The organism is Serratia proteamaculans (assembly GCF_946227095.1).
GTDB lineage: Bacteria > Pseudomonadota > Gammaproteobacteria > Enterobacterales > Enterobacteriaceae > Serratia > Serratia proteamaculans_E.
The window spans coordinates 108,170-130,498 of record NZ_CAMISV010000002.1; the positions used below are offsets into that span (position 1 = coordinate 108,170).

The 22,329-nt window shown below is 54.0% G+C and carries 18 protein-coding genes; 11 read left to right on the forward strand and 7 right to left on the reverse strand.

Annotation, left to right across the window (positions count from 1 at the left end):
• The first annotated feature begins 3 nt into the window (after positions 1 to 3).
• The 5 genes from OC597_RS04230 to OC597_RS04250 all read left to right on the forward strand — a co-directional run bounded on the left by OC597_RS04230 (position 4) and on the right by OC597_RS04250 (position 7,290).
• Complete coding sequence (locus tag OC597_RS04230) at positions 4 to 1,365, forward strand: family 4 glycosyl hydrolase (RefSeq protein ID WP_261253987.1); 1,362 nt, start codon at positions 4 to 6, stop codon at positions 1,363 to 1,365.
• Between the two features lie 64 nt (positions 1,366 to 1,429).
• On the forward strand, positions 1,430 to 2,545 hold the full coding sequence (locus OC597_RS04235) for an ABC transporter ATP-binding protein (RefSeq protein ID WP_261284676.1): 1,116 nt from the start codon (positions 1,430 to 1,432) through the stop codon (positions 2,543 to 2,545).
• Positions 2,546 to 2,566: 21 nt separating this feature from the next.
• Positions 2,567 to 4,237: a glycoside hydrolase family 13 protein gene (locus OC597_RS04240; protein WP_262207666.1), complete on the forward strand. Its 1,671-nt coding sequence runs from the start codon at positions 2,567 to 2,569 to the stop codon at positions 4,235 to 4,237.
• 819 nt (positions 4,238 to 5,056) lie between these two features.
• Entirely contained in the window at positions 5,057 to 6,334 is a 1,278-nt protein-coding gene (locus tag OC597_RS04245; protein ID WP_261255777.1) for a lysine N(6)-hydroxylase/L-ornithine N(5)-oxygenase family protein, read from the forward strand.
• A 77-nt stretch (positions 6,335 to 6,411) separates the two neighbouring features.
• Positions 6,412 to 7,290, forward strand: a complete 879-nt coding sequence (locus OC597_RS04250) for an ATP-grasp fold amidoligase family protein (RefSeq protein WP_262207668.1) — start codon at positions 6,412 to 6,414, stop codon at positions 7,288 to 7,290.
• Positions 7,291 to 7,338: 48 nt separating this feature from the next.
• On the opposite strand, the gene OC597_RS04255 is transcribed toward OC597_RS04250, so the two are convergent.
• Positions 7,339 to 9,471, reverse strand: a complete 2,133-nt coding sequence (locus tag OC597_RS04255; RefSeq protein WP_262207670.1) for a TonB-dependent siderophore receptor — start codon at positions 9,469 to 9,471, stop codon at positions 7,339 to 7,341.
• Between the two features lie 298 nt (positions 9,472 to 9,769).
• Here OC597_RS04255 and OC597_RS04260 point away from each other — a divergent pair, with 298 nt between their 5' ends.
• The gene (locus OC597_RS04260; RefSeq protein ID WP_261254040.1) at positions 9,770 to 11,212 is read left to right on the forward strand and encodes a sensor domain-containing diguanylate cyclase; all 1,443 of its coding nucleotides are present in this window, start codon (positions 9,770 to 9,772) and stop codon (positions 11,210 to 11,212) included.
• A gap of 73 nt (positions 11,213 to 11,285) precedes the next feature.
• Here the strand turns inward: OC597_RS04260 and OC597_RS04265 are convergent, their stop codons facing one another.
• Positions 11,286 to 12,173: a LysR family transcriptional regulator gene (locus OC597_RS04265; protein ID WP_262207671.1), complete on the reverse strand. Its 888-nt coding sequence runs from the start codon at positions 12,171 to 12,173 to the stop codon at positions 11,286 to 11,288.
• A gap of 103 nt (positions 12,174 to 12,276) precedes the next feature.
• On the opposite strand from OC597_RS04265, the gene OC597_RS04270 reads away from it, so the two are divergent.
• From OC597_RS04270 to dsdA, 4 genes are all read left to right on the forward strand, one after another.
• A complete protein-coding gene (locus OC597_RS04270; protein WP_261254044.1) occupies positions 12,277 to 12,474 on the forward strand; it encodes a hypothetical protein in 198 nt (65 codons plus the stop codon).
• Positions 12,471 to 13,697 carry an MFS transporter gene (locus OC597_RS04275; protein WP_262207674.1) on the forward strand — a complete coding sequence of 409 codons (1,227 nt, stop codon included), beginning with the start codon at positions 12,471 to 12,473 and terminating at the stop codon, positions 13,695 to 13,697. The genes OC597_RS04270 and OC597_RS04275 overlap by 4 nt, the downstream gene beginning before the upstream one ends.
• Positions 13,698 to 13,791: 94 nt before the next feature.
• A complete protein-coding gene (locus OC597_RS04280; RefSeq protein WP_261284668.1) occupies positions 13,792 to 14,145 on the forward strand; it encodes a DUF1428 domain-containing protein in 354 nt (117 codons plus the stop codon).
• Between the two features lie 285 nt (positions 14,146 to 14,430).
• Positions 14,431 to 15,768 carry a D-serine ammonia-lyase gene (dsdA, locus tag OC597_RS04285; RefSeq protein WP_262207676.1) on the forward strand — a complete coding sequence of 446 codons (1,338 nt, stop codon included), beginning with the start codon at positions 14,431 to 14,433 and terminating at the stop codon, positions 15,766 to 15,768.
• Here dsdA and OC597_RS04290 read toward each other — a convergent pair.
• The gene (locus OC597_RS04290) at positions 15,765 to 16,598 is read right to left on the reverse strand and encodes an IclR family transcriptional regulator domain-containing protein (protein WP_261254055.1); all 834 of its coding nucleotides are present in this window, start codon (positions 16,596 to 16,598) and stop codon (positions 15,765 to 15,767) included. The two genes, dsdA and OC597_RS04290, sit on opposite strands and share 4 nt — an antisense overlap.
• A gap of 21 nt (positions 16,599 to 16,619) precedes the next feature.
• Positions 16,620 to 17,264, reverse strand: a complete 645-nt coding sequence (locus tag OC597_RS04295; protein ID WP_261255778.1) for a TetR/AcrR family transcriptional regulator — start codon at positions 17,262 to 17,264, stop codon at positions 16,620 to 16,622.
• 426 nt (positions 17,265 to 17,690) lie between these two features.
• Between OC597_RS04295 and OC597_RS04300 the strand changes: the two genes are divergently transcribed.
• Positions 17,691 to 19,052, forward strand: coding sequence for an MFS transporter (locus OC597_RS04300; RefSeq protein ID WP_410071703.1), 1,362 nt, complete (start codon positions 17,691 to 17,693; stop codon positions 19,050 to 19,052).
• Positions 19,053 to 19,054: 2 nt separating this feature from the next.
• On the opposite strand, the gene OC597_RS04305 is transcribed toward OC597_RS04300, so the two are convergent.
• From OC597_RS04305 to OC597_RS04315, 3 genes are read right to left on the reverse strand one after another with little or no spacing between them, the layout of a single operon-like run.
• Positions 19,055 to 20,173: a DUF4056 domain-containing protein gene (locus tag OC597_RS04305; protein ID WP_262207679.1), complete on the reverse strand. Its 1,119-nt coding sequence runs from the start codon at positions 20,171 to 20,173 to the stop codon at positions 19,055 to 19,057.
• On the reverse strand, positions 20,173 to 21,303 hold the full coding sequence (locus OC597_RS04310; RefSeq protein ID WP_261254062.1) for a BamA/TamA family outer membrane protein: 1,131 nt from the start codon (positions 21,301 to 21,303) through the stop codon (positions 20,173 to 20,175). The genes OC597_RS04305 and OC597_RS04310 overlap by 1 nt, the downstream gene beginning before the upstream one ends.
• On the reverse strand, positions 21,303 to 22,304 hold the full coding sequence (locus OC597_RS04315) for a hypothetical protein (RefSeq protein WP_262207682.1): 1,002 nt from the start codon (positions 22,302 to 22,304) through the stop codon (positions 21,303 to 21,305). Before OC597_RS04315 ends, OC597_RS04310 begins: the two co-directional genes overlap by 1 nt.
• Positions 22,305 to 22,329: the final 25 nt, after the last annotated feature.

A 22,329-nucleotide genomic window follows, 5' to 3' on the forward strand; every position in this document is an offset into this window, starting at 1 on the left:
CCAATGGCTACAAAAATCGTTTTAGTGGGTGCAGGCAGCGCGCAATTCGGCTACGGCACGCTGGGGGATATCTTCCAGAGCAAGACGCTGTACGGCAGTGAAATTGTGCTGCATGACATCAATCCTGCCGCCCTGGCGGTGACCGAGAAAACGGCCCGGGACTTTTTGGCGGCGGAAGATTTGCCGTTTACCGTCAGCGCGACCACCGATCGCAAAACGGCACTGAGCGGGGCGGCGTTTGTGATTATCTCCATCGAGGTGGGTGACCGCTTTGCGCTGTGGGATCTCGACTGGCAAATCCCGCAGCAGTATGGCATTCAACAGGTGTATGGCGAAAATGGCGGCCCCGGCGGCCTGTTCCATTCGCTGCGGATTATTCCGCCGATCCTCGACATCTGTGCCGACGTTGCCGATATTTGCCCGAACGCCTGGATATTTAACTATTCCAACCCGATGAGCCGCATCTGCACCACCGTGCATCGTCGCTTCCCGCAGCTCAATTTTGTCGGCATGTGCCACGAAATCGCCTCACTGGAACGCTATCTGCCGGAAATGCTGGGTACGTCGTTCGACAATCTCACCCTGCGGGCCGCCGGGCTTAATCACTTCAGCGTGTTGCTGGAAGCCAGTTACAAAGACAGCGGCAAAGATGCCTATGCCGATGTGCGCGCCAAGGCACCGGATTATTTCTCCCGCCTGCCGGGCTACAGCGACATCCTGGCTTACACCCGCATCCACGGCAAACTGGTACAGACCGAGGGCAGCACCGAGCGTGATGCGCTGGGCGGTAAAGACAGCGCTTATCCCTGGGCTGACCGCACGCTGTTCAAAGAGATCCTGGAGAAATTCCACCACTTGCCGATCACCGGCGACAGCCACTTTGGTGAGTACATCCGTTGGGCGAGCGAGGTCAGCGACCACCGCGGCATCCTCGATTTTTACACCTTCTATCGCAATTACCTGGGCCATGTGCAGCCAAAAATCGAACTGAAGCTGAAGGAGCGCGTGGTGCCGATCATGGAAGGGATCCTGACCGATTCAGGCTATGAAGAGTCGGCGGTCAATATCCCGAACCAGGGCTTTATCAAGCAGCTGCCGGCGTTTATTGCGGTTGAAGTGCCGGCAATTATCGATAGCAAGGGCGTGCACGGTATCAAGGTCAATATGCCCGCCGGTATCGGTGGCTTGCTGAGCAATCAGATCGCCATCCATGACCTGACGGCTGACGCGGTGATTGAAGGCTCGCGCGATCTGGTGATCCAGGCGTTGCTGGTGGATTCGGTCAACGACAAATGCCGGGCGATCCCCGAACTGGTGGACGTGATGATTTCACGCCAGGGCCCGTGGCTCGACTACCTGAAATAAGCCTGATGACGGGGCGCCGATCGGCGTCCCACTGAATGCCCACAGTGGTGCGAACGGGAGGAATATGGCGCAACTAACGCTGGAAAAACTGCAAAAACGCTATGGCGCTAACGCAGAGGTTATCAAATCGCTGGATCTGCAGATCAACAGCGGAGAGTTTGTGGTGATCGTCGGCCCCTCCGGCTGCGGAAAATCTACCCTGTTGCGGATGATCGCCGGGCTGGAGGAGATCAGCAGCGGCGGCATGTATATCGATGGCAACTACGTCAACGATGATACGCCGGCCGAGCGCGGCATTGGCATGGTGTTCCAGTCTTACGCCCTTTATCCGCACATGAGCGTGTATAAAAACATGGCGTTTGCGCTGGAACTAGCGGGACATTCGGCGGCGGAGATCGACAGCCGGGTGCGTGAAAGCGCGCGTATTTTGCAACTTGAGCCGTTACTGGAACGCCGTCCGAAGGACCTTTCCGGCGGGCAGCGGCAACGGGTGGCAATTGGTCGCGCCATCGTGCGCGAGCCGAAGCTATTTTTGTTCGATGAGCCATTGTCCAACCTTGATGCATCGCTGCGGGTGCAGATGCGCATGGAGGTGGCGTCGCTGCATAAGCGACTGGGGTCGACCATTATATATGTGACCCACGATCAGGTTGAAGCCATGACGCTGGCCGACCGTATTGTGGTGTTGAACCAGGGGCATGTTGAACAGGTGGGCACGCCGCTGGAGCTGTACGATCAGCCGGCCAATGAGTTTGTCGCTCAGTTTATCGGCTCACCCAAAATGAACCTGATCCCGGCAATTTTGCGGCGGGCCGGTGAGCGTCAAAGCGTGGTAGAGCTGGACAACGGCAAGGCGCTGGTGCTGCCGATCGCCACGCCGACGGCGGCGGAAGGCCAAAGCGTGAACGTCGGCATTCGCCCGGAGCATATTCGCGGGGGTGAACAGGCACAGTGTGAGTTTCAGGGCGAAGTGATGTTTGTGGAACACATGGGCAATGAAACCTATCTCTACCTGGATAACGGTAACGCCGGCGAACCCTGGGTGCTGCGCAATCCCGAACGTTCGACCATCAAGGCCGGGGATAGGGTGGGAGTACGGCTGCCGGTCGAGTGTTGTTATCTGTTTGACCGCCAGGGACGGGCATTCCAGCGCATTCTGGCATCGGTTCAGGCGCATTAATCAACTTAAGGGAGCAGGGACATGAACGGTGGAGAAACGGTACGTTGGTGGAAACAGGCTGTGGTTTATCAGATCTATCCGCGCAGCTTTATGGATTCTAACGGCGACGGTATTGGTGATTTGAACGGTATCACCGCCCGGCTGGATTATTTGCAGTGGCTGGGCATTGACGTGCTTTGGATCTGTCCGATGTATCGTTCGCCGAACGACGACAATGGCTACGATATCAGTGATTATCAGGCCATTATGACGGAATTTGGCACCATGGCGGACTTTGACCGTCTGTTGGCCGAGGTGCATGCCCGCGGCATGCGGCTGATACTGGATCTGGTGGTCAATCACACCTCGGACGAGCACCCGTGGTTTATTGAATCCCGGTCATCTCAATCCAGCGCCAAGCGCGACTGGTATATCTGGCGCGAGGGCAAAAACGGCGCGGAGCCCAACAACTGGGAAAGCATTTTTAACGGTTCGGCCTGGAAATATGACGCCGGCAGCGAGCAATATTTTTTGCACCTGTTCTCTGAACGCCAGCCGGATCTGAACTGGGAAAACCCGCAGGTGCGGGCGGCGCTGTACGACATGATGCGCTGGTGGCTGGATAAGGGCATTGATGGTTTTCGTATCGACGCCATCTGTCATATGAAAAAACAACCGGGCCTGACCGACATGCCCAACCCGCAAGGGTTGCGCTACGTGCCGTCGTTCGAACGACACCTTAACTACGAGGGGCTGCTGGATTACGTCGATGGCCTGTGCGGACAGGTGTTTAACCGTTATGACATCATGACGGTGGGCGAAATGAACGGAGCCTCGGCAGAGCAGGGCGAAGACTGGGTGGGCGAGCAGCATGGCCGCCTGAATATGATCTTCCAGTTTGAACACGTCAAACTGTGGGAAACCAGCCATCAGCAGTCGCCGGACGCCGGGGTTGACGTGCCGGGCCTGAAAAACATCTTTACCCGCTGGCAGACCTTGCTGGAGGGGAAAGGCTGGAACGCGCTGTACGTTGAAAACCACGATATTCCACGAGTGGTATCGAAATGGGGTGACGATAAGCAGTATTGGCGTGAAAGCGCCACCGCCATCGCGGCGATGTATTTCCTGATGCAGGGAACGCCGTTTATCTACCAGGGGCAGGAACTGGGGATGACCAACACCCGCTTCAACCGTCTGGCCGATTTTAACGATATTGCAGCCAGAAACCGCTTCGCCAAACTGCAGGAGCAGGGCATGGAGGAAGCGCAGATCCTGGCGTTCCTCAGCCGCAGCGGACGCGATAACTCACGCACGCCGATGCAGTGGGACGACAGCTCCAACGCCGGTTTTAGCCTTGCCAAGCCGTGGTTTGCGGTGAATACCAATTATCAGCAAATTAACGTGGCGCGTCAGCGTGAAGAACCTGACTCGGTACTGAATTTTTACCGGGCGTTAATCCAGCTGCGCCAGCAGGATCCGCTGTGGGTTTACGGGCGTTACCAATTACAACTGGCGGCACATCCGCATATTTACGCCTATTCCCGTAGCCAGGATGAGCGACAAGTGTTGGTACTGTGTAACCTGAGCGCTGAAACTCAGCAAATTGACGCTCAGGATTTGTCGTTGGAAAAAAGAGCGTTGTTACTGAGTAATTATCCTCAAGAAGGTGAGCGACAAAATCTTCGCCCTTATGAAGCGCGGATCTATCAGTAGGGATTTATATCGAAATGGATTAATATCCACCCTAAATTAATTTGGTGGGAAAGTTATTCTAATTCTCCAACTTTCCCCATTAATGACTTCCCTTACGAATCATTAAATATACGACTTGCCCCATTTTAATGCTGGGGAGTGAGGGTAAACATTCCCCATATAGGCACTGCGATAAGAAAAACATCTGAAAAATCCCCCCTGGATTTAAAACCTCACCCACTGGCGTATGCGATGGCGTAAATGGTCAGAAACCGTACTGGATTCTGTTTGCTTTTTACTCTTCAGTCATCACATGCTTTCATTGTATTGATATTTAATAGTTTTATTTTAGTTACCTTTTGGTGTGAAAAATTCACCGACGGTGTTCTGATCGCAATGTTGCCTAAATCTAAGTGAAATTTTATGATTTTTTACGATTTCACTTTTAATTTCATATTAACAAATCGTCCTATTCCTTTAATATTATTTTTTTTCACATGCCAGCTTGCAGCTTTAGCGCTACTCTGATTTGGCTGTGTCTAATCAAGGATGATGCCGGGCGGAATAGACAGATTAACATAGGGATATGTTACCCATTCCTCTGTTGCCCATTGAATTTTCATTTCCTGAGGATTCGTTATCAAAGCGCTCCTTGTTTATGGCTCCGCGAAGTTTTTCATTTAAATAAAAATGAGTAATCAAAGGCGAGATATGTTCGTGATTTTGTGAAAATAAAATGACGGGATGTTGTGGCCATTTTGATCTTTTAAATTTTGGTTGTCACTTTCCAGATCACAGAATACATATCTGTAAGTATATACATTCAGGAGCACACACACAATGAACCAGTGTTTGGATTTTATCGGTATTGGCATCGGTCCGTCCAACCTCAGTATTGCTGCGCTGGGTAGCGAAATCGAAGGTTTTAATTGTAAATTCCTCGAGCGCAAACCGCATTTTTCCTGGCACCCAGGCATGATCCTGGCAGATTGCAGTATGCAGACCAACTTTTTGAAGGACTTGGTGACGGCCGTTTCACCAACCAACCCTTATAGTTTTCTCAACTATCTGGTGAAAAGAAAAAAATTCTACCGTTTCCTGACGACAGAACAACGCACCGTGTCACGTGAAGAGTTTGCCGATTATCTTGGCTGGGCAGCAACGGGCCTGGATTCACTGCTTTTTAACCAGGACGTTCAGCGTGTGGAGTTTGATGACCAACAGCGGCAGTTTGTTGTCACCACCCAGCATGAGGTGTTTCGCGCCAAACATGTCTGCGTGGGGATTGGCAAGCAAGTCAAACTGCCCGACTGTGTGACCGAACAAAACGATCAATGTTTTCACGCCAGCGAAATGATGTTTCGTCAGCCAAACCTTAGCGGAAAACGTGTGGCCATTGTGGGCGGCGGTCAAAGCGGTGCCGATCTGTTCCTTAATGTTTTTCAGGGGGAATGGGGCCAGCCGGAACAGCTGAGTTGGATCTCCCGGCGTAACAACTACAACGCCCTTGATGAAGCTGCATTTGCTAACGAGTATTTTACCCCCGATTATGTCGAGGACTTCTACACGCTCGGCAACACGGCCAAACAACAGATGCTGCGCGAACAAAAAATGACCTCAGATGGGATCACCAGCGAGTCGCTTTTGGCGATTTATCGCGCCATGTATCACCGCTTCGATGTTCTTCGGGATAAACGGTGGGTGCGAATGCTGCCCAGTCGCTCCGTTACGGCCCTTAATGCCACAGACAATGCTTATCAGCTACAGATGCAGCATCATCTTGATCAGGGGCGCGAGACCCTTGATGCCGACGTGGTGATTTTTGCTACCGGCTATGAACAGGCCCGCCCGGCCTTTCTTGAATCTCTGGCTGACCGAGTGTTAACCGACGCGGATGGACAATATCGCATTGCCTCTGATTTTACCCTTGAGCGGGAAGGGGTTCATGAGAATGCTTTGTTTGCCGTCAACGCCAGCATGCACCATCACGGCATTGCTGACCCTCAGCTCAGCCTGATGGCCTGGCGATCGGCCCGCATTCTCAACCGGGTTTTAGGTAACAGCCAATTTGATCTGAGTACGGCCCCGGCGATGATTCAATGGCGCAGTGAGCAATAACAGCCAATCGCTTTAACCTTCTTGGGTTCCTGTCGGGAGCCGTTTTACTACTTTTATCAAATGATAAGACAGGTTGTATGAGAAAACACATTAACAAATTTATCATGAATCAAATGGCTACATTTGCGCCGACCTTTAAAACCAAATTTATCTACCAAAAGGCGTTCGGGAAAAAATTAAATCTAAACCCGCCGATGACCTGGAATGAGAAGATCAATTATCTCAAACTTAACGATTACAGTAACAATGCGCTGGTGACGCAATGTGCAGATAAATATGCCGTCAGGGAGTATTTGAAAGCGCAAGGCTGTGAGGAAATACTCAATGAGCTTTACTTCGCCTGTGATTCGGCTCATGAGATCCCGTGGGAGTCGTTACCTGACAAGTTTGTGATTAAGGGCAACCACGGCTCTGGTTACAACCTGATTTGTCAGGATAAAAAGTCACTGGATACCGTACAAGCCTCTAAAACCATTGAAAGCTGGATGAAAGAGGACTACTGGAAGGTCTATGCAGAGTTAAACTACAAGAAGATCAATAAAAAAATAATAGGCGAGAAGTTTATAGCGTCACCGGGTGGTCATGGCCCTGATGATTATAAAATATACTGCTTCCATGGTGTTCCTTACTGCACATTACTTTGTGTCGGTAGAGAAACCGAGATGCCGAAATATTACTTTTTTGATAAAGACTTTAAGTTTCTTTGCTACAGCCAGGATTGTCTGGCGCTCAGCCAGCAAGAGATCGAGGCTTTTGTGAAACCCGAAGGTTATGACGCGCTGTTTGAGTACGCCAAGAAATTGTCTGAGCCCTTTGAATTTGTCCGCGTTGATTTTTATATCGACAACGGCAAACCCATTTTTGGCGAATTGACCTTCACGCCTTCCGCAGGCATTGATACGGATATGCTCGAATCAACCGATGTTCTGCTCGGGAAAATGCTTAAGCTGAAATAACCGCTAACTCTCCCCGGGCGCGGGCCAACTGCGCCCGGGGACGCTCTGTCAGAAATCTACCGTTGCCTGCAGGCTCAGGCTGCGGGGTTCGCCTTCAATCACCCGCAGATTGCCCGCACTGGATTCATAATACTCGCGGTTGAACAGGTTCTTAACATTTAGCTTGATCTGAGTGTGTTTACCTACCAGTTTGCTGTCCCAGGCGATAAACGCATCCGCCACGGTGTAGGCCGGCATGGTAAAACTGTTTTCAGGATCGCCCGCGCGGCGGCCGACGTAGCGACCACCGCCACCTAACCGCACATCACCAGGAACTAATGGCAGCGTTATACGGTGGCTGAGATACAGGCTGCCCATGTTGGTTGGGGCATTCACCAGCCGGTTACCGACGTTATCCGGGTTGAGGTTATCTTCCACAATCTCGGTTTTGTCGTAGCTGTAATTGGCGGTCAGATCCCAGTTGCGGGCGACTTCGCCATTCAGTTCCAACTCAATACCGGAAGATCGCGCCTTGGGAATGCTGCGGGTCACGCCGTTGATAAAGATCGACATGTTGTTTTCATCTATGCGGTATAACGCCAGCGTGGCATCCACCACCGGGGTCACTTGCCATTTGCCGCCTACCTCGTAGGTGGTGCCGGTTTCCGGTGTGGCAACGTTGCCGTTGTCATCTACGGCCGTCGACGGGGTGAAAGACCGGCTGTAGTTAGCATACAGCGAAACAGCGGGGGTCAGCTTATACACCACACCGGCCTGCGGCAGAAATTTGTTCCCTTTGTCATTCAGCGTGTTTTTCGGGTTCTGGAAGCCGTTACTGTTGTTCTGGTAGTAAGACTGGTAGCGCGCGCCGAGAACGGCTATCCATTGGTCTGTCAAATGAATGCTGTCTTTGATGTAGGCCGAGCGGCTGTACAAGCTGCTGCGTAGATTACTCAGAGCATCATTGTAGGTGCTGCTGTTGGTAACCGGTGTTTCGCCGTAGACCGGGTCATACATATTGAAGGTTTGCGAGACCTTGCCGCGATAGGAATAGGCCTTGTAGGTTTCATTTTTCTCATAGTCGACGCCAATCAGCAGGTCATGCTGCATGCCGAGTGCGACCGGGGAACCGTTCAGATCCCAGGAATAATAGTCGGTCTGATGGTTGAAGCCACGGTTGGCGTCCGCACGGCGTGAAACGATGCCGGTGGTGGTGTTGATCGCCGTGGCGCGCACTTCGTTACTGTCGTAGCGGCGCTGCATCCAGGCATAGTTGAAACGGGTGGTCCAGGTACTGTCCAGTGCATACTCATAGTGTGCGTTCAGACGTTTGTTCTTGCCCCAGGCATGGTTGGCATAGTCGTCCAGTCGGCGGTTATAGGGGATATCGACAGGCTTGCCATTGATAAAGGCAGTGCCGCGATCGTAAGGGATATCGTACTTATACTCGCTGTAGGCGATATTGAAGGCGGCCTTATCGCCAAACCAACTGAGCGAGGGGGCGATCAGCGTATGCTCATCGGTGCCAAAATTGCGCCAGTAATCCTGGTGTTGCCGTTCGGCAATAAAGCGAAAAGCAAAGCCGTTACCCAATGGCCCGGTCACATCGACGGAACCACCACCGCCGCCAAAGCTGTTGGTGGCGCCGCTGATGCGGGTATTCCAGTCGTACTGTGGTTTTTTGCTGATCAGATTGATGATGCCGCCGGGGCTAAGAATGCCATACAGCAGCGAAGCCGAGCCTTTAAGCACCTCAACGCGATCGGTGGTGGCATCCATGCTCAATCCCTGATTGCTGCGGACGCCGTCGATAAACACCGAGCCGTCGGAGTTGACGCCAAAGCCGCGTTTGACGAAACCGTCTTCAGTGCCGCCAAGGGTATTGCCTTGCGTCACACCGCTGACGAATTTCATGGCGTCGTTGACGCTTTTGACCTGAAAATCGTTAATCACTTCCGGGGTAACGACGCTGACGGACTGTGGCACCTCACTGAGTGGGGTATTGGTTTTACTGCCGGTTGACGCGCTATCGGCGCTGTAGCTCTCAGCAGGCAAGGCGCCTGCGGTTACGGTGAGTGAGTCATCCTCGGCCAGTACGGCGGTTACTGGCAGCGCCGGTAACACACTGACGAGCAGGGGAAGTGAGCGAAGAGCCTGACGTTTTTTAGTTTTATACAGACGATGATTTTCTACCTGGCGCATACCATTCCATATCAAATTAATAAATAATAACGATTATCATTTTCATTATAATTCGCATATGTACTATTTTGGTAGTGAATGTTTGTCTGGTTTGTGGCGGTCGCCGTCTGAGCTACAGCTTGATACATAATTATATTTTAAAACTTTAAATTAACAGGTGCTCGACTCGAGAAAAGTAGCAATAATGTCAGTCTGGCCGCTCGCTTTATGTGCTTCGCCAGACCTGATGGACGGGCCCTCGACCACCGTCATGCCGGCAGGATTTTATCCGTATTCTTCGTAAGCCCCTGGAAGCAAGATGCACACCACTGAGTTACCTGTCGCCACAAAAATTCAGCCTGCGCTGATGGTTTTTCTGCTGGTGTTTGTCACCTGCCTGTTTGGCATTGAAAGCCGTCCCATCGGTCTGTTAGCGCTATTTTGGCCAACCAATGCGGTACTGTTGGCCGTGCTGGTACGTTACCCGGCAATGGCCAGTCCTGTTGGCTGGGTGATGGCGATGCTGGGCTATTTGGCCGCGGACCTGATCACCGGCAGCACGCTCGGCAAAGCCATATTGCTCAATGGCGCCAATATCGCCGGCGTGGCGGTCGGGTTTTATCTGTTTATGCGTTTATCGCCGCAGGTAAGAACTCTGGAACGCACCTCATCCAGTATTTTTCTGTTCGCCGCCTGCCTGGCGAGTGCGACCGCCACGGGGCTCCTCGGGGCTGGGGCTTCGGTGCTGCTGTTTGATCGTCAGTACTTACCCTCAGTGGCGTTGTGGCTGTCTTCGGAGTTCACTAATTACATCACGCTGATGCCGTTTATCCTGACCTTCCCGGCGGACTGGAAAGGCTATCTGCGTAGCATTAGCCAGTCGGTCACCTTACGTAGCCAGTGGTACAGCACCTGCAGAAAAATGGCGGTGTTAATCCTGCTGCTGTTGGCCTGTATCTGCAGCATCCTGATTGGCGGCCCTGGCGCGGTGATCTTCCCGATGCCCATCCTGCTGTGGCTGGCGATGTCGTTCTCCCTGTTCAGCACCATGATTACCGTGCTGGCCTATGTGATATGGTGCCATCTGGCGATCGATCTGGGCCTGATCACCACTAATCTCGACATGAAAGTGCTGCAGAATACGGTATCGATGCGCCTTGGCGTGGCGCTATTGGCGCTGGGGCCGATTGCCGTCGCCAGCATGAACTTTGCCCGCAATGCACTGCTGCGCAAACTTGAGCACGTGGCGAATCATGATGCGCTGACTCACGTATTGACTCGCAGCGCCTTTATGCAACGCGGTACCAGGCTGGTGAGCCAGAAGGGCGAGCGGATCTGCATCATGATGCTGGACATCGACTACTTTAAATCGATCAATGACCGCTTTGGCCATGCTGGCGGTGACACGGCTTTACTGTCTTTTACCCGTGCCATTACTGCCGATTTGCGTGATAACGACCTGTTTGGCCGCATGGGGGGGGAAGAGTTTGCGATCGTTGCACCGATAGCGCAGCTGCAGGACGCGCTGTTGTTGGCCGAGCGCCTGCGTCGCCGGGTTGAAATCGAATCTATCACCATGCCCGCCGGCACACCGCTGCAGATCACCGTCAGTATCGGCATGGTCACCTGCATCGGCGGTACCGGGCAAAATCTGGACAACCTGCTGAAAATCGCCGATCTGGCGGTTTACAAAGCCAAAAATAGCGGTCGCAACCGGGTCGCCACGCCAGAACTGCTGCAACGGATGGACTCTGATCTTTGAAACCCGGAAAAACACTTATCCGGGTTAGCTTGTGTCTTATTCTGAGCGGTGATCATTAGCCGTCCATGAAGCACTAGCGCTGCAGGTTGTTGAGACGATTGATCACTTTCTGAAGCCCTTTGGTCAGGGGCTTATCTTGGCGTAGCGCAATACCCAGCGTGCGTTCAAGAGAGGGGGATAGTGATCTCTGTATGATGCCAGGATTTTCCGTGTTACCCGCCAGAGCCATCCGTGGAACGATACTGAAGCCCAGTCCGGCCGATACCATTTCTTTAATGGCCTCAATACTGCCCAGCTCCATGATCGGGTTGTTTGAGCTCCCCGCCTGTCTGAACCAGTCGTCGATCAGTAAGCGCGTGCTGCTACCGGATTCAAAAACAACAAACGGGTAGGCACTTAACGCGTCAGGCGAGAACGTCGTTGGCAGAGAGGGATCGGCGGCCGGGAAAATCGCCACAAATTCATCCTGCAAAATAGGCGTGATCAACACATTGCGGCCCGATGCCGGTAGGGTGACCAGGGCAATATCGAGGCGGTTTTCTTCCACCGCCCGCACCATATCATCGGTATTTCCCGTTCTGACCCCGACCGTTAACATCGGATAGCTATGTTTCAATTCACGCAGTATCGGCGGGAGGAGGTGAATGCAGGCTGTCGCGCCCGTACCGAGGATCACGTTGCCCATGATGTTGCTGGCATGGTTGGCCATGTCGCTCAACGCTTCATCTACCGCGCTATTGATGCGATGACGATGCCCCAGTAACACCGCGCCTGCCGCGGTCGGGCGAATGCGCTTGGCGACGCGTTCGATGAGTTTGACATTGAGCGACCGCTCTAACTGCCGGATTTGCAGACTCACTGCTGGCTGTGTCAATCCCAATGTGGCACCCGCGCCGGAGAAGCTACCTTGCTTGATAACCTGAGCGAACGTCTGAAGCTGGTCCAAATTGAGTTTACCCACACCAAAGTTTTCCTTATGCAGTACATAAAATTCGGGCGCTACAAGAACCTGAGAGAGTGATTTACTCTCGATAAAACAAAAATATCATCTTCTGACGGACTGAATGAACATCTCCATCACTTTACACTATGGGTTGCCGTTCCTGCTTGCTCATCCGGAAAAACTTGAGCCGGTGATGGGCAAGCGGTTATGGTCCTCCGCCACCTCTGTTGAGCTGGGACCGGCCTGTTGGGACGATACCCTGAACATGCCACCTGCTCTGGGTGAAAGCCACGCCAGGCTAGCGGACCCTGCCGGATGAATACACCGCCGCTTAGCAGTAAAATCGTCTGGTGTGTCGGTCTGACCCAGTTAATTAACTGGGGTATTACCTTCTATCTGTTGGGGGCGTATGGCCGTGCTATTGCATACGACACGGCGTGGGGAGAAACTCTAATCTTCTCAGGTCTGACGCTGGCTATGGCCACCATGGGATTGGTTTCTCCACTGTCCGGGCAATGGCTCACGCGGATGGGGGGGCGAAAGCTCATGCAGCTCGGCGCGCTCCTGAATGGTTTTGGCTGCCTGCTGCTGGCGACGAGCCAGACTGTCGACATTTACTTCCTGGCCTGGCTGGTGATGGGCATCGGCATGCGACTATCGCTCTATGATGCGGCCTTTGCCGTTCTGGTGAGTCTCGCCGGGACCGCGGCCAGAAAACCCATCGCTCAAGTGACTTTGCTCGGAGGCCTGGCTTCCGTGGTCTTTTGGCCCATTGGCGATACTTTGCTGCAGTTGTTTGGCTGGCGGTGGGGAGTGGGCTGCTACGGCTTGTTCGCCTTGTTAAGCATGATGCTGTGTGGTTGCCTGCCAGATGTTCAGGGGGCACCTGAAGCGTGTCCCCGACTGCCTGCGGCGAATGCTCCTCACTCCGGTCATGACCGCCTGAAAGGCGGGTTGTATGCGGCATTGATGGCGCTGCTTGGTTTCCTGGCAACCGGTATTTCAACCCACTTGCCTCTCATTCTGGCCAATGCCGGTCTGCCGGTACTCCTCGGCGCATTATGGGGCGTGGGACAGGTCAGCGCGCGCCTCGGTGATGTGGCTATGGGCAGTCGTGGATCGGCACTGGGGTTGAACCTGGTGGTAGGGATATTACTTCCTTGCTGCTTTATCATCAGCCTGCTGGGGCAGACATCCCTTGTGGGCACCGGTTTGTTCGTTCTCGGGTATGGTGCCATCAACGGCCTGTCCACTCTGGTCAGGGCGACATTGCCATTGACACTGTTTGAATCCCATCTGTATGCCGGTCGTATGGGAAAACTGCTGATGCCCGGTTTTTTCCTGTCGGCGCTGGCTCCCTCGTGCTATGCCAGTTTTCGCGAGAGATTCGGGGATACCGGCATGTTGGCGATTTCGCTGGCCCTTGCGTGTATGGCCACCGTCCTGGCCATAGGGATTTATCTGGTCGGGTCGGCACAACCGACGCCGCACAGAGACCCTGGCGGCCAGGGGGATCACTGCCTCACCAAACGGAACCCTTAATGGTTGACCCCGCTAATGGGGTCTAAAATGGAAGAGGGCGCAGGCAGCTCCGCCGGTGCCAACCCGACTGTCGAACTGACAAGAGGACACCCCGATGAAATATGTAGAAGGTTTTGTAGTGGCGGTGCCGGCCGCGAATAAGGAGGCGTACAAAAAACTGGCCGCCGCGACGGCACCGTTGTTTAAAGAGTTCGGTGCTACGCGGATCGTCGAATGCTGGGGCAATGATGTTCCTGATGGAAAAGTCACCGATTTTCGCGGCGCGGTTAAGGCTGAAGCCGACGAGGTGGTGGTGTTCAGTTGGATAGAATATCCGTCAAAAGAGGTCCGTGATGCTGCAAGTCAGAAAATGATGAGCGACCCGCGGATGAAGGCATTCGGCGATCAAATGCCATTTGACGGTAAACGCATGATTTTCGGCGGCTTCGAAACTATTCTGGACCAGTAGCGGAGGGGATATCGTGAAAATCACCCAACACCTGTGGTTTGAGAAAGACATGGAAGCAGCGGCTCGCGGGTAAGATTCGGTGCGTTAATGCCCCGTAGCCTCTTTTTGGCTACGGGGTACTTAAGATGATTCACTGTCACCTAATCCGTCAATGTGAGCGAGAAATTGACGCAAATCATCTTTTTGCATCAATACTGCTCACCCAAGGCTGAAATTTTATCATTTGTCAGCCTGAGCAAATCGCTGCACCCTAGGGCTAACCTTTATGCAGCGCAGAGAACAATCATGGAAAAGACACAGATTCAGCAGTTGGTTACGCAATTCCCGCTGGTGCAGGAACTGATCGAGCTTAAACCGGTGACCTGGTTCAACCCGCGAGCGACCACTTTGCAGGTCGGGCTGCCGTTTGTGGGGCTCGACGCCAGCGACGTGAGTGATGCAGAACAGCGGCTGGCGCGTTTTGCCCCTTATCTGAGTGCCGCCTTCCCGGAAACCCGAGCCACCCACGGGGTGATCGAGTCCGAAGTGGTCGCCCTTCCTGCGATGCAAACTGCGCTCGATCAGCGCTATGGCCTGACGCTGGCTGGCCGTTTACTGCTGAAAAAAGACAGCCATCTGCCGATTTCTGGCTCGATCAAGGCGCGTGGCGGTATCTACGAGGTGCTGGCGCATGCAGAAAAACTGGCGCTGGCTGCGGGCCTGTTGCAACTGACGGATAACTACGCCAGCTTGTTCTCGGAGGAGTTCCGCGAATTCTTCAGCGGTTACCGCATTGCCGTGGGGTCGACCGGTAATCTGGGGATGTCGATCGGCATTATCAGCGCCCGGTTGGGTTTCAGCGTCAGCGTGCACATGTCGGCCGACGCCCGCGAATGGAAAAAGCAAAAGCTGCGTGAGAATGGCGTCAACGTGGTGGAGTACGCGCAAGATTATGGCGTTGCCGTGGAACAGGGCCGTTTGCAGGCGGCGAGCGATCCGCGCTGTTTCTTTATCGATGATGAGAACTCACAGACGCTGTTCCTGGGCTATGCCGTGGCCGGTGGTCGCCTGAAGCGACAGTTTGCCGACAGCGGCGTCCGGGTGGATGCTCAGCACCCGCTGTTCGTTTACCTGCCTTGCGGCGTCGGCGGCGGGCCCGGCGGGGTGGCCTTTGGGCTGAAACTGGCCTTTGGCGATCACGTACACTGCATCTTTGCCGAACCGACGCATTCACCTTGCATGCTGTTGGGGGTGCATACCGGCCTGCACGATGGCATCGCGGTACAGGATCTGGGTATTGATAATCAGACTGCGGCGGACGGGCTGGCGGTAGGGCGCGCATCCGGCTTTGTCGGTCGGGCCATGGAGCGGTTGCTTTCCGGTTTTTACACTCTCAGTGACCGCGAGATGTTTGCACTGCTGGGGCTGCTGGACAGCCATGAGCATATTCAGCTCGAACCTTCGGCGCTGGCAGGCATGCCGGGGCCATGGCGCGTCACGGCAGATGCCGAATGGTTGGCGAGCCAGGGGCTAAATGCAGAACAAATGAACAATGCCACCCACCTGGTGTGGGCCACCGGCGGCGGCATGGTGCCCGAGGCGGAAATGACCAAGTATTTGGCCACCGCGCAGCAGTCGATTTAATGCGTTAGCAGTGAAAGCTCCTGCGCGCCTTCCAGCAGGATCGGCAGGATACGCTCGGTCAGTTCGTTCAGTGGGACATGACCGGCCTGCACCCCCACGTTTAACGCGGCCGTGACGCCGCCGTTGACCGAGGAAATCGGTACTGCGATGGAGCGCAGGCCGATTTCCAACTCCTGATCGTTAATCGCATAACCCTGCGTGCGAACCCTATCCAGTTCGTCACGCAGTTTGTCGACGGACCCAATGGTGTATTGCGTATAGCGCATCAGAGTGATGCGTTGCAGGTAATCCTCACGCTTATCTAGTGGCAAATGGCTCAATAACACCCGGCCCATCGAGGTGGCGAATGCCGGCAGGCGGCTGCCAATGTTCAGGTCGATGGTCATAATGCGTTCGGCAGAGGCGCGGGCGATATACAGAATATTGTCGCCATCCAGCGTGGCGATAGAGCAGGATTCATTCAGCAACTGGCTGATGTGTTTCAGCACCGGCTGGGTGGCTTTCGCCAGCGGTGTGGCACCCAGATAGGCATGAGCCAGCGTCAGAATGCGTGGGCGCAGCTCAAAATTCTTACCATCCTGCGCGTAGACAAACCCCAGCTTGTTCAGCGTATACAGACAGCGGCGCACCGCAGCGCGCGGAATGCCGGTTTTCTGGCTGATTTGCGAAATCGACATCAACCGGCGTTGCGGGGTAAAAGCCTGGATCACCTCAAGCCCCCGGGCCAGCGACGCCATAAAATTGGGATCGCCCTTGAACGGATCACCGCTGGCGGCGGACAGTGAGCTATCAGGCGCGGCGATCTCTTCGCCGGCAGAGGTCTTGGTCATCATGGTCTCCAGAGGCAGTGCTTACAGAGCCAAATAACGCAGGGTTGCCACGACGGCTAACCGACGGATGTGCCGAGCCTGATCTTCCTGCGGTTCATGGTTTTCAAACAGCGTATTAAAGGTGTACTGGTTGGCGACGTAGTGGAAACACAGGCTGCTGATCAAACGATGCACATCTGTGGCGCTGGCGTCCGGGGTGAACTCTCGCTCTTGCTTGCCGCGCTGCAAAATATCTTCCAGCAGGGTCAGGGCGCTCTGGTTCAATGCCTTAATCCGTGGCGACTGGCGGATATACTGGCCGCGCATCATGTTTTCCATGCAAATCACCCGGATGAAGTCGGGGTGCTCCGCATGGTAATTAAAGCTTTCCTCGACCAGCCTGGTCATGGCCGCCACCGGCGGTAATGCCTGTAGATCCAACCCCGTTTCGTGCGCACGGATGTGCTGATATACGTGTTCCAACACCTCCAGGTACAGTGATTCCTTGGTCTTGAAGTGATAAACCACCATGCGTTTGGTGGTCGCCGCGTGCTCGGCAATGTTTTCCATGCGGGCGCCTTTCAGGCCTGCCTCGGCGAACTCGGTCAGTGCCGCAGCGAAAATGCGCTGCTTCAGGCCAACAGGGTCGTTTTTGCGTTTGGTGGCAGTGATCTCATCATTCTTCAAAACATCAGTCACTTATCTTTAGGGGAACACCGGTTAAGAGTAACCGGGGTCACACGGCAATACAATCCGCCATAGCCGGGCTTTTGTGAACGACGTCATATTGCTCACCGGTAAACCTGCGCGACGATAACCGCAGGGGCGAGACGATCCTTCTCACAATTCGACAACATTATTTCCCGCCTGGCCACGGGCTGCCGGCCGGGAAATAAAGGCGTTGCTAGCTTGCTTGTTAGCATATTGTCTTGAGTTTCTTTGATACGGAAGAATCTTTAATTGTTGATAAACGTACCGCCAGGTTCGATAACCGTCAGATTATCGATAATCCCCGTTGCCGACCTGCACCGGAGTTCATACATTAGAAGCGGGATATTTAATGTCAGTTCGATTATCGAACACCTGCATTTATTGGCGTCTGTCCAAGGAAAAATTGTGGCTTCAAACGAAATTGATGTTCGTGCGCTGATCAACGATCGTCCGCTGTGTGGTTACCAAAAGTTAATTATTTTGCTGGGTTTTATCGTGGTTGCGCTCGATGGCTTCGACATTACCCTGATGGGGTTTATCGCGCCGGAGCTGAAAAGCGAATGGGGCGTCAGTAATCAGCAGCTTGGCATGGTGATCAGCGCCGCGCTGGTCGGCCTGACCCTCGGTGCATTGCTGTCCGGGCCGCTGGCGGACTGGCTGGGCCGTAAAGTCATCATCATTAACAGCGTGTTCTTTTTTGGCATCTGGACGCTGGTCACCGTGTTTTCGCACAATATTGATCAAATGATTTTCTTCCGTTTTATGACCGGGCTGGGGCTGGGGGCAGCGATGCCGAACGTCGGCACGCTGATCTCTGAATATGCGCCGGAAAAGAAACGTTCCTTTATTATCACCGTGGTGTTTTGCGGCTTTACCTTTGGTGCCGTGTTGGGTGGGTTCGCGGCCTCGTGGATCATCCCGCAGATGGGCTGGCATGCGCTGTTGTTGCTGGGGGGCATATTGCCACTGTTGAGCGTACCGCTGTTGATCGCCAAACTGCCGGAGTCGGTGCGATTTTTGGTCACCAAACGTGCCAGCAAACAACGCATTGGCAAAATAGTGGAAAAGCTGGCACCGGGCAGTACCGACGCCAACACCCACTACCGGCTGCCGCCGCGGGTGGCACCCGGCAAAGGATCGATGCAGATTGTGATCTCCCGGCAGTACCGATTTGGCAGCCTGATGTTGTGGCTGGGCTATTTTATGGCGCTGTTTCTGGTCTATCTGCTGGGCAGTTGGTTACCGACGCTGGTGAAAGGCATTGGCATGAGCGTGGCGCAGGCGGCGGTGATCACCGCGTTGTATCAGGCTGGTGGCACCTTCGGCTCGCTGTTTGCCGGTTGGTTGATGGATAGGGTCAATCCCCACCGGGCGCTGGGCGTGATTTACCTGTTGGGTGCCGCGTTTACGTTGTCGATCGGCCTGGCGTCCCACAGCAGTTTGATGCTCGGTGTGTTGGCGTTAGCCTGCGGCTTTTGCCTGAACGGCGCTAATACCGGCATGAACGCGCTGTCGGCTCATTATTACCCGACCGAGGCGCGGGCCACCGGCTCCAGTTGGATGCACGGCGTTGGCCGTATCGGCGCCATTCTGAGCGCCTTTGCCGGGGCGGAAATGCTGGCATTGGGTTGGGGTTTCGATCGTATTTTTACCCTTATCGCCATTCCGTCGCTGATCACCGCCTGCGCCATTTTTATCAAGGGTGCCAGAGGCTTTAACCGTCAGGCGCAGTTGGCCAGCCAGGTCACCGCCAAAAGTCTTTGACCTCAGCGGTTGAGCCGTTGCAATTGAACCTGATCGGCTTGACGTGCCTGCTCTGCCAGTGCGGCAAACTGTGCAGGGCGATAGAATGTGTTGGGCGTAGGCAGGCCACGCATATCCTTTCCCTTGTGGATTTGCAGTTCGCCAAGGCGGCTTAGTGTTATTCCTGCTATTTTCTCCGGCATAGCCAGGCGGTACGGCAGGGCTTGCTCGAAAGGTACCGCGGTGGGCAAGCGGTCTTCGCCAAGATGGTAATTGCGTTTAAGCACTAAAAATTTATCCGGTACCCGACGTTGGCTATTCCACCAGTCGCCGTCGACCTCGCGGAACTGACGTTCGGTTTCGGTCTGATTCACCGCCTCAAGGTCAATTAAAGCCTGAGAGAGCGCTTTATCCATCGCCAGATTGTAGTTCTCTACCGAACCGGCATGCCCCTGCAAAATCACATTGATGGCCAGCCTGGCCCCCAGCAGATTGGCATAGAGATCTTCCGGTGAAAAAGCAGAGATTTCCTCAGAAAACCCGGGGACAGACTGGAAGCCATACCACTGGGCGATTTCATGCCACTGTGCCAGTTGAAACGCCAGATGCCCGGCCAGCCACGCCGCCAGATTATAGCGATCTACCTTCGATGCCGGCGGGGTAAACGGGTAAAACTGAACCCGTCTGAGCCCTAATTCTTCACTGTAAAACAGCCGCCATTCCCGACCCAGCCGTGGATACAGCCGGGTGAAGAGATAAAAGGTGTTATCGGCAGTATCACGAACGTGGGCGATATCAATAAAGCCACCGCGCCGTGTATAGATCAGACCGTTGGCTTCCTCGCTCAGACCAAGGATATTTTTCGCTGCGCCCAGCGCACTGTCATTGTAATGATGGTGACCCAGGGTGCTGAGTGAGAGCACGTTACCAATCTGGTAAACCGGAATGGGAATGCCCGCCGCGCGCACCTGAAGGTTGTAGCCAAATGCACAGCAAGGGCGCAGCGATTCCGGTGGCGAAAGGTTCTGTGCGACGGGCCAAACGCGAGTTGCCTGCTCAAAAGGTAAAATGTCGGCCTTATCCGGTTGCGCATGGGCAAAACAGGTAGTAGCCAGCAGCATTGCGAGAAAATAACCACGCATTAAAAGGCCTCCGCGACCTGAAAATAAAACCCTGCGCTGTCCCGGCCAACGCCGAGATCGAGACGTAGATTCATATCTGGTTTAATTTCAAAACGATACCCTGCACCCAGGGTAGGAAGAATAGGGTGTTGTCCCATTTTATCCGGGCTGGCACCCAGTGAACCTGCGCCTAGCCAGAGCACATAACCGTGCCGCCAGTTGAGCTTCTTGCGGTATTCAATCTGGGTGCTCACCACATCTTTATCCCGATAGCGTCCCTGATAGTAGCCGCGTAACCGCCGATCATCCCCAGCTTGTGAAAGCCGGTCCCAGGGCACCTCTCCGCGAGTAAAACGTCCCCAGGCATCGAATGCCAATACGTCATTCTGGTTAAGCGGAAAATAGTAATTGTATTGCAGCTGCAGGGCGGTGAAATGCGTATCCGAGCCCAGAGACGGATCAAATACGCTGTATTGGACGCTGGCATACTGCCCGTTTTTCGGCTGCGTGATGGCGTCGCGGGAGTCGTAATTAAGGGCGAAAGTCGCGCCGGAACTCAGCGGTGACGTTGAATCGGTATAGTGAGAGAAGGTATCGCCAGGCTGCGGATCATCAACTTTGGCATCCAGGGTTGAAAAGTCCCAGCCAACACCGGCATAAAGATGATCCACCAGTCGATAAAAAACCTGCGGATGAACGCTAAAAGAATCCTGGGTATATTTCTGGCCCGATCCCTGTGCGGCATCGTAGCCCACGCCCCAGAATTCCGTTGGGATCTTTGCCACCGAGCCTTCAACAAACAGCCGCCACTGGTCGTCACTAAAAAAAGTGTAGTTATTTAGCCCAAGCCCCAGTGCGCCGCTGGTACTGATAAAACCGGTAAATGAGAGGGAGGAGTTTTGCGTCACTTTATCGTTGGGATCGACGCGATAAAGTCCTGCCACCGCGGTTCCCAACCCCAGCTTTAACTCCGGCGTATAAAAGGGCCCTGGCAGCACCGTCCAGTTCACCCCTTTAGCGGCGTGGTATTGATCGTCTGCCCCCATGGCACCGAGAAACTGATCGATGGACTCGCGCGTCAGCAACTCCGCATTAACGGATAAGGTCAACAGGCTACAGAGTCCACCTAACCACAGCACAGGTCGCTTCATTAGAATCGATATTCACCCGCCAGGAAGAAACTGTTTCGCTCATTGAAGCCGACTTCGGCCAATAGGTTGAAGTTCTGCGTGAGTTCGTACTGCGCCCCAACCAGCGTATTCCACGGCGATGTGAGATGCTGTTTGACATCAAAGCGGCCGGCGTTGTCTTTATTCACTGCGTCAATAAGTGGTTGAAGTTCTGCCGGCATATGCAAATCCGAGAGGTTGCCTTTAAACTCCTGATCTACATCCTGATACATGCTGCCTATCCAAAGGCTCAGGTGCGAAGGGCCAGAGATTGCCGGCATATCAAAGCGATAACCCACGCGCGGCGAAACTGTGATGGCCGAAATTTTGCCATCGAGAATGTCAAAGTCCGTGCGGGTATAGTTGGTATCCACCAGCGCAAACCACTTCTCATAACCGCCCGCCAGGGTGAACCCGGTGCCCCAGGTGGTACCTTTAAAATCGAGGGCAAAATCGATGTCTCTGAGATCGCCATTTTGGTTAAGGCGATGAACCGCCGAGGCGATAATACGGTCGAGGCCGGTGAACTGTGATGGGTCGGCGTCGACAGAAACCTGAGATATCGAAGACCCCTTGGTGTGCCCGACCAGGCCATAAATATTCAAAAAGGGGAAAACCCACATATCCAAGCGCAGGTTCTCGCTTTGGCTACGTTCGCGAGTGTGCCCGACATCAATATTGAACAGATCGCTGGGAATCGGGTGATTACCCAGTTTCAGGCCGGAAAAGGTAATGCTATCGACATCAATATTCTGGCGCATATTCATATAGCTGAGATTGACGCCAAACGGCAGCGGGATGTTATAGCCGCGGGCGCGGGCTTCATCTCCCCAAATAGGAAAAGTACTGTCACTTTGGGCCGGGACGGGGGCTGCTGCACCCCATGCGGTACCCGATAAAAACAACAAAGGAAAAACCACTCGTTTCGCGTATCGGAGTGAGATGTTTTTGATGCGGGTTTGGCCATGTCTGTGATTTGTCATTATTGGATCCTCAACGAGAAGACCG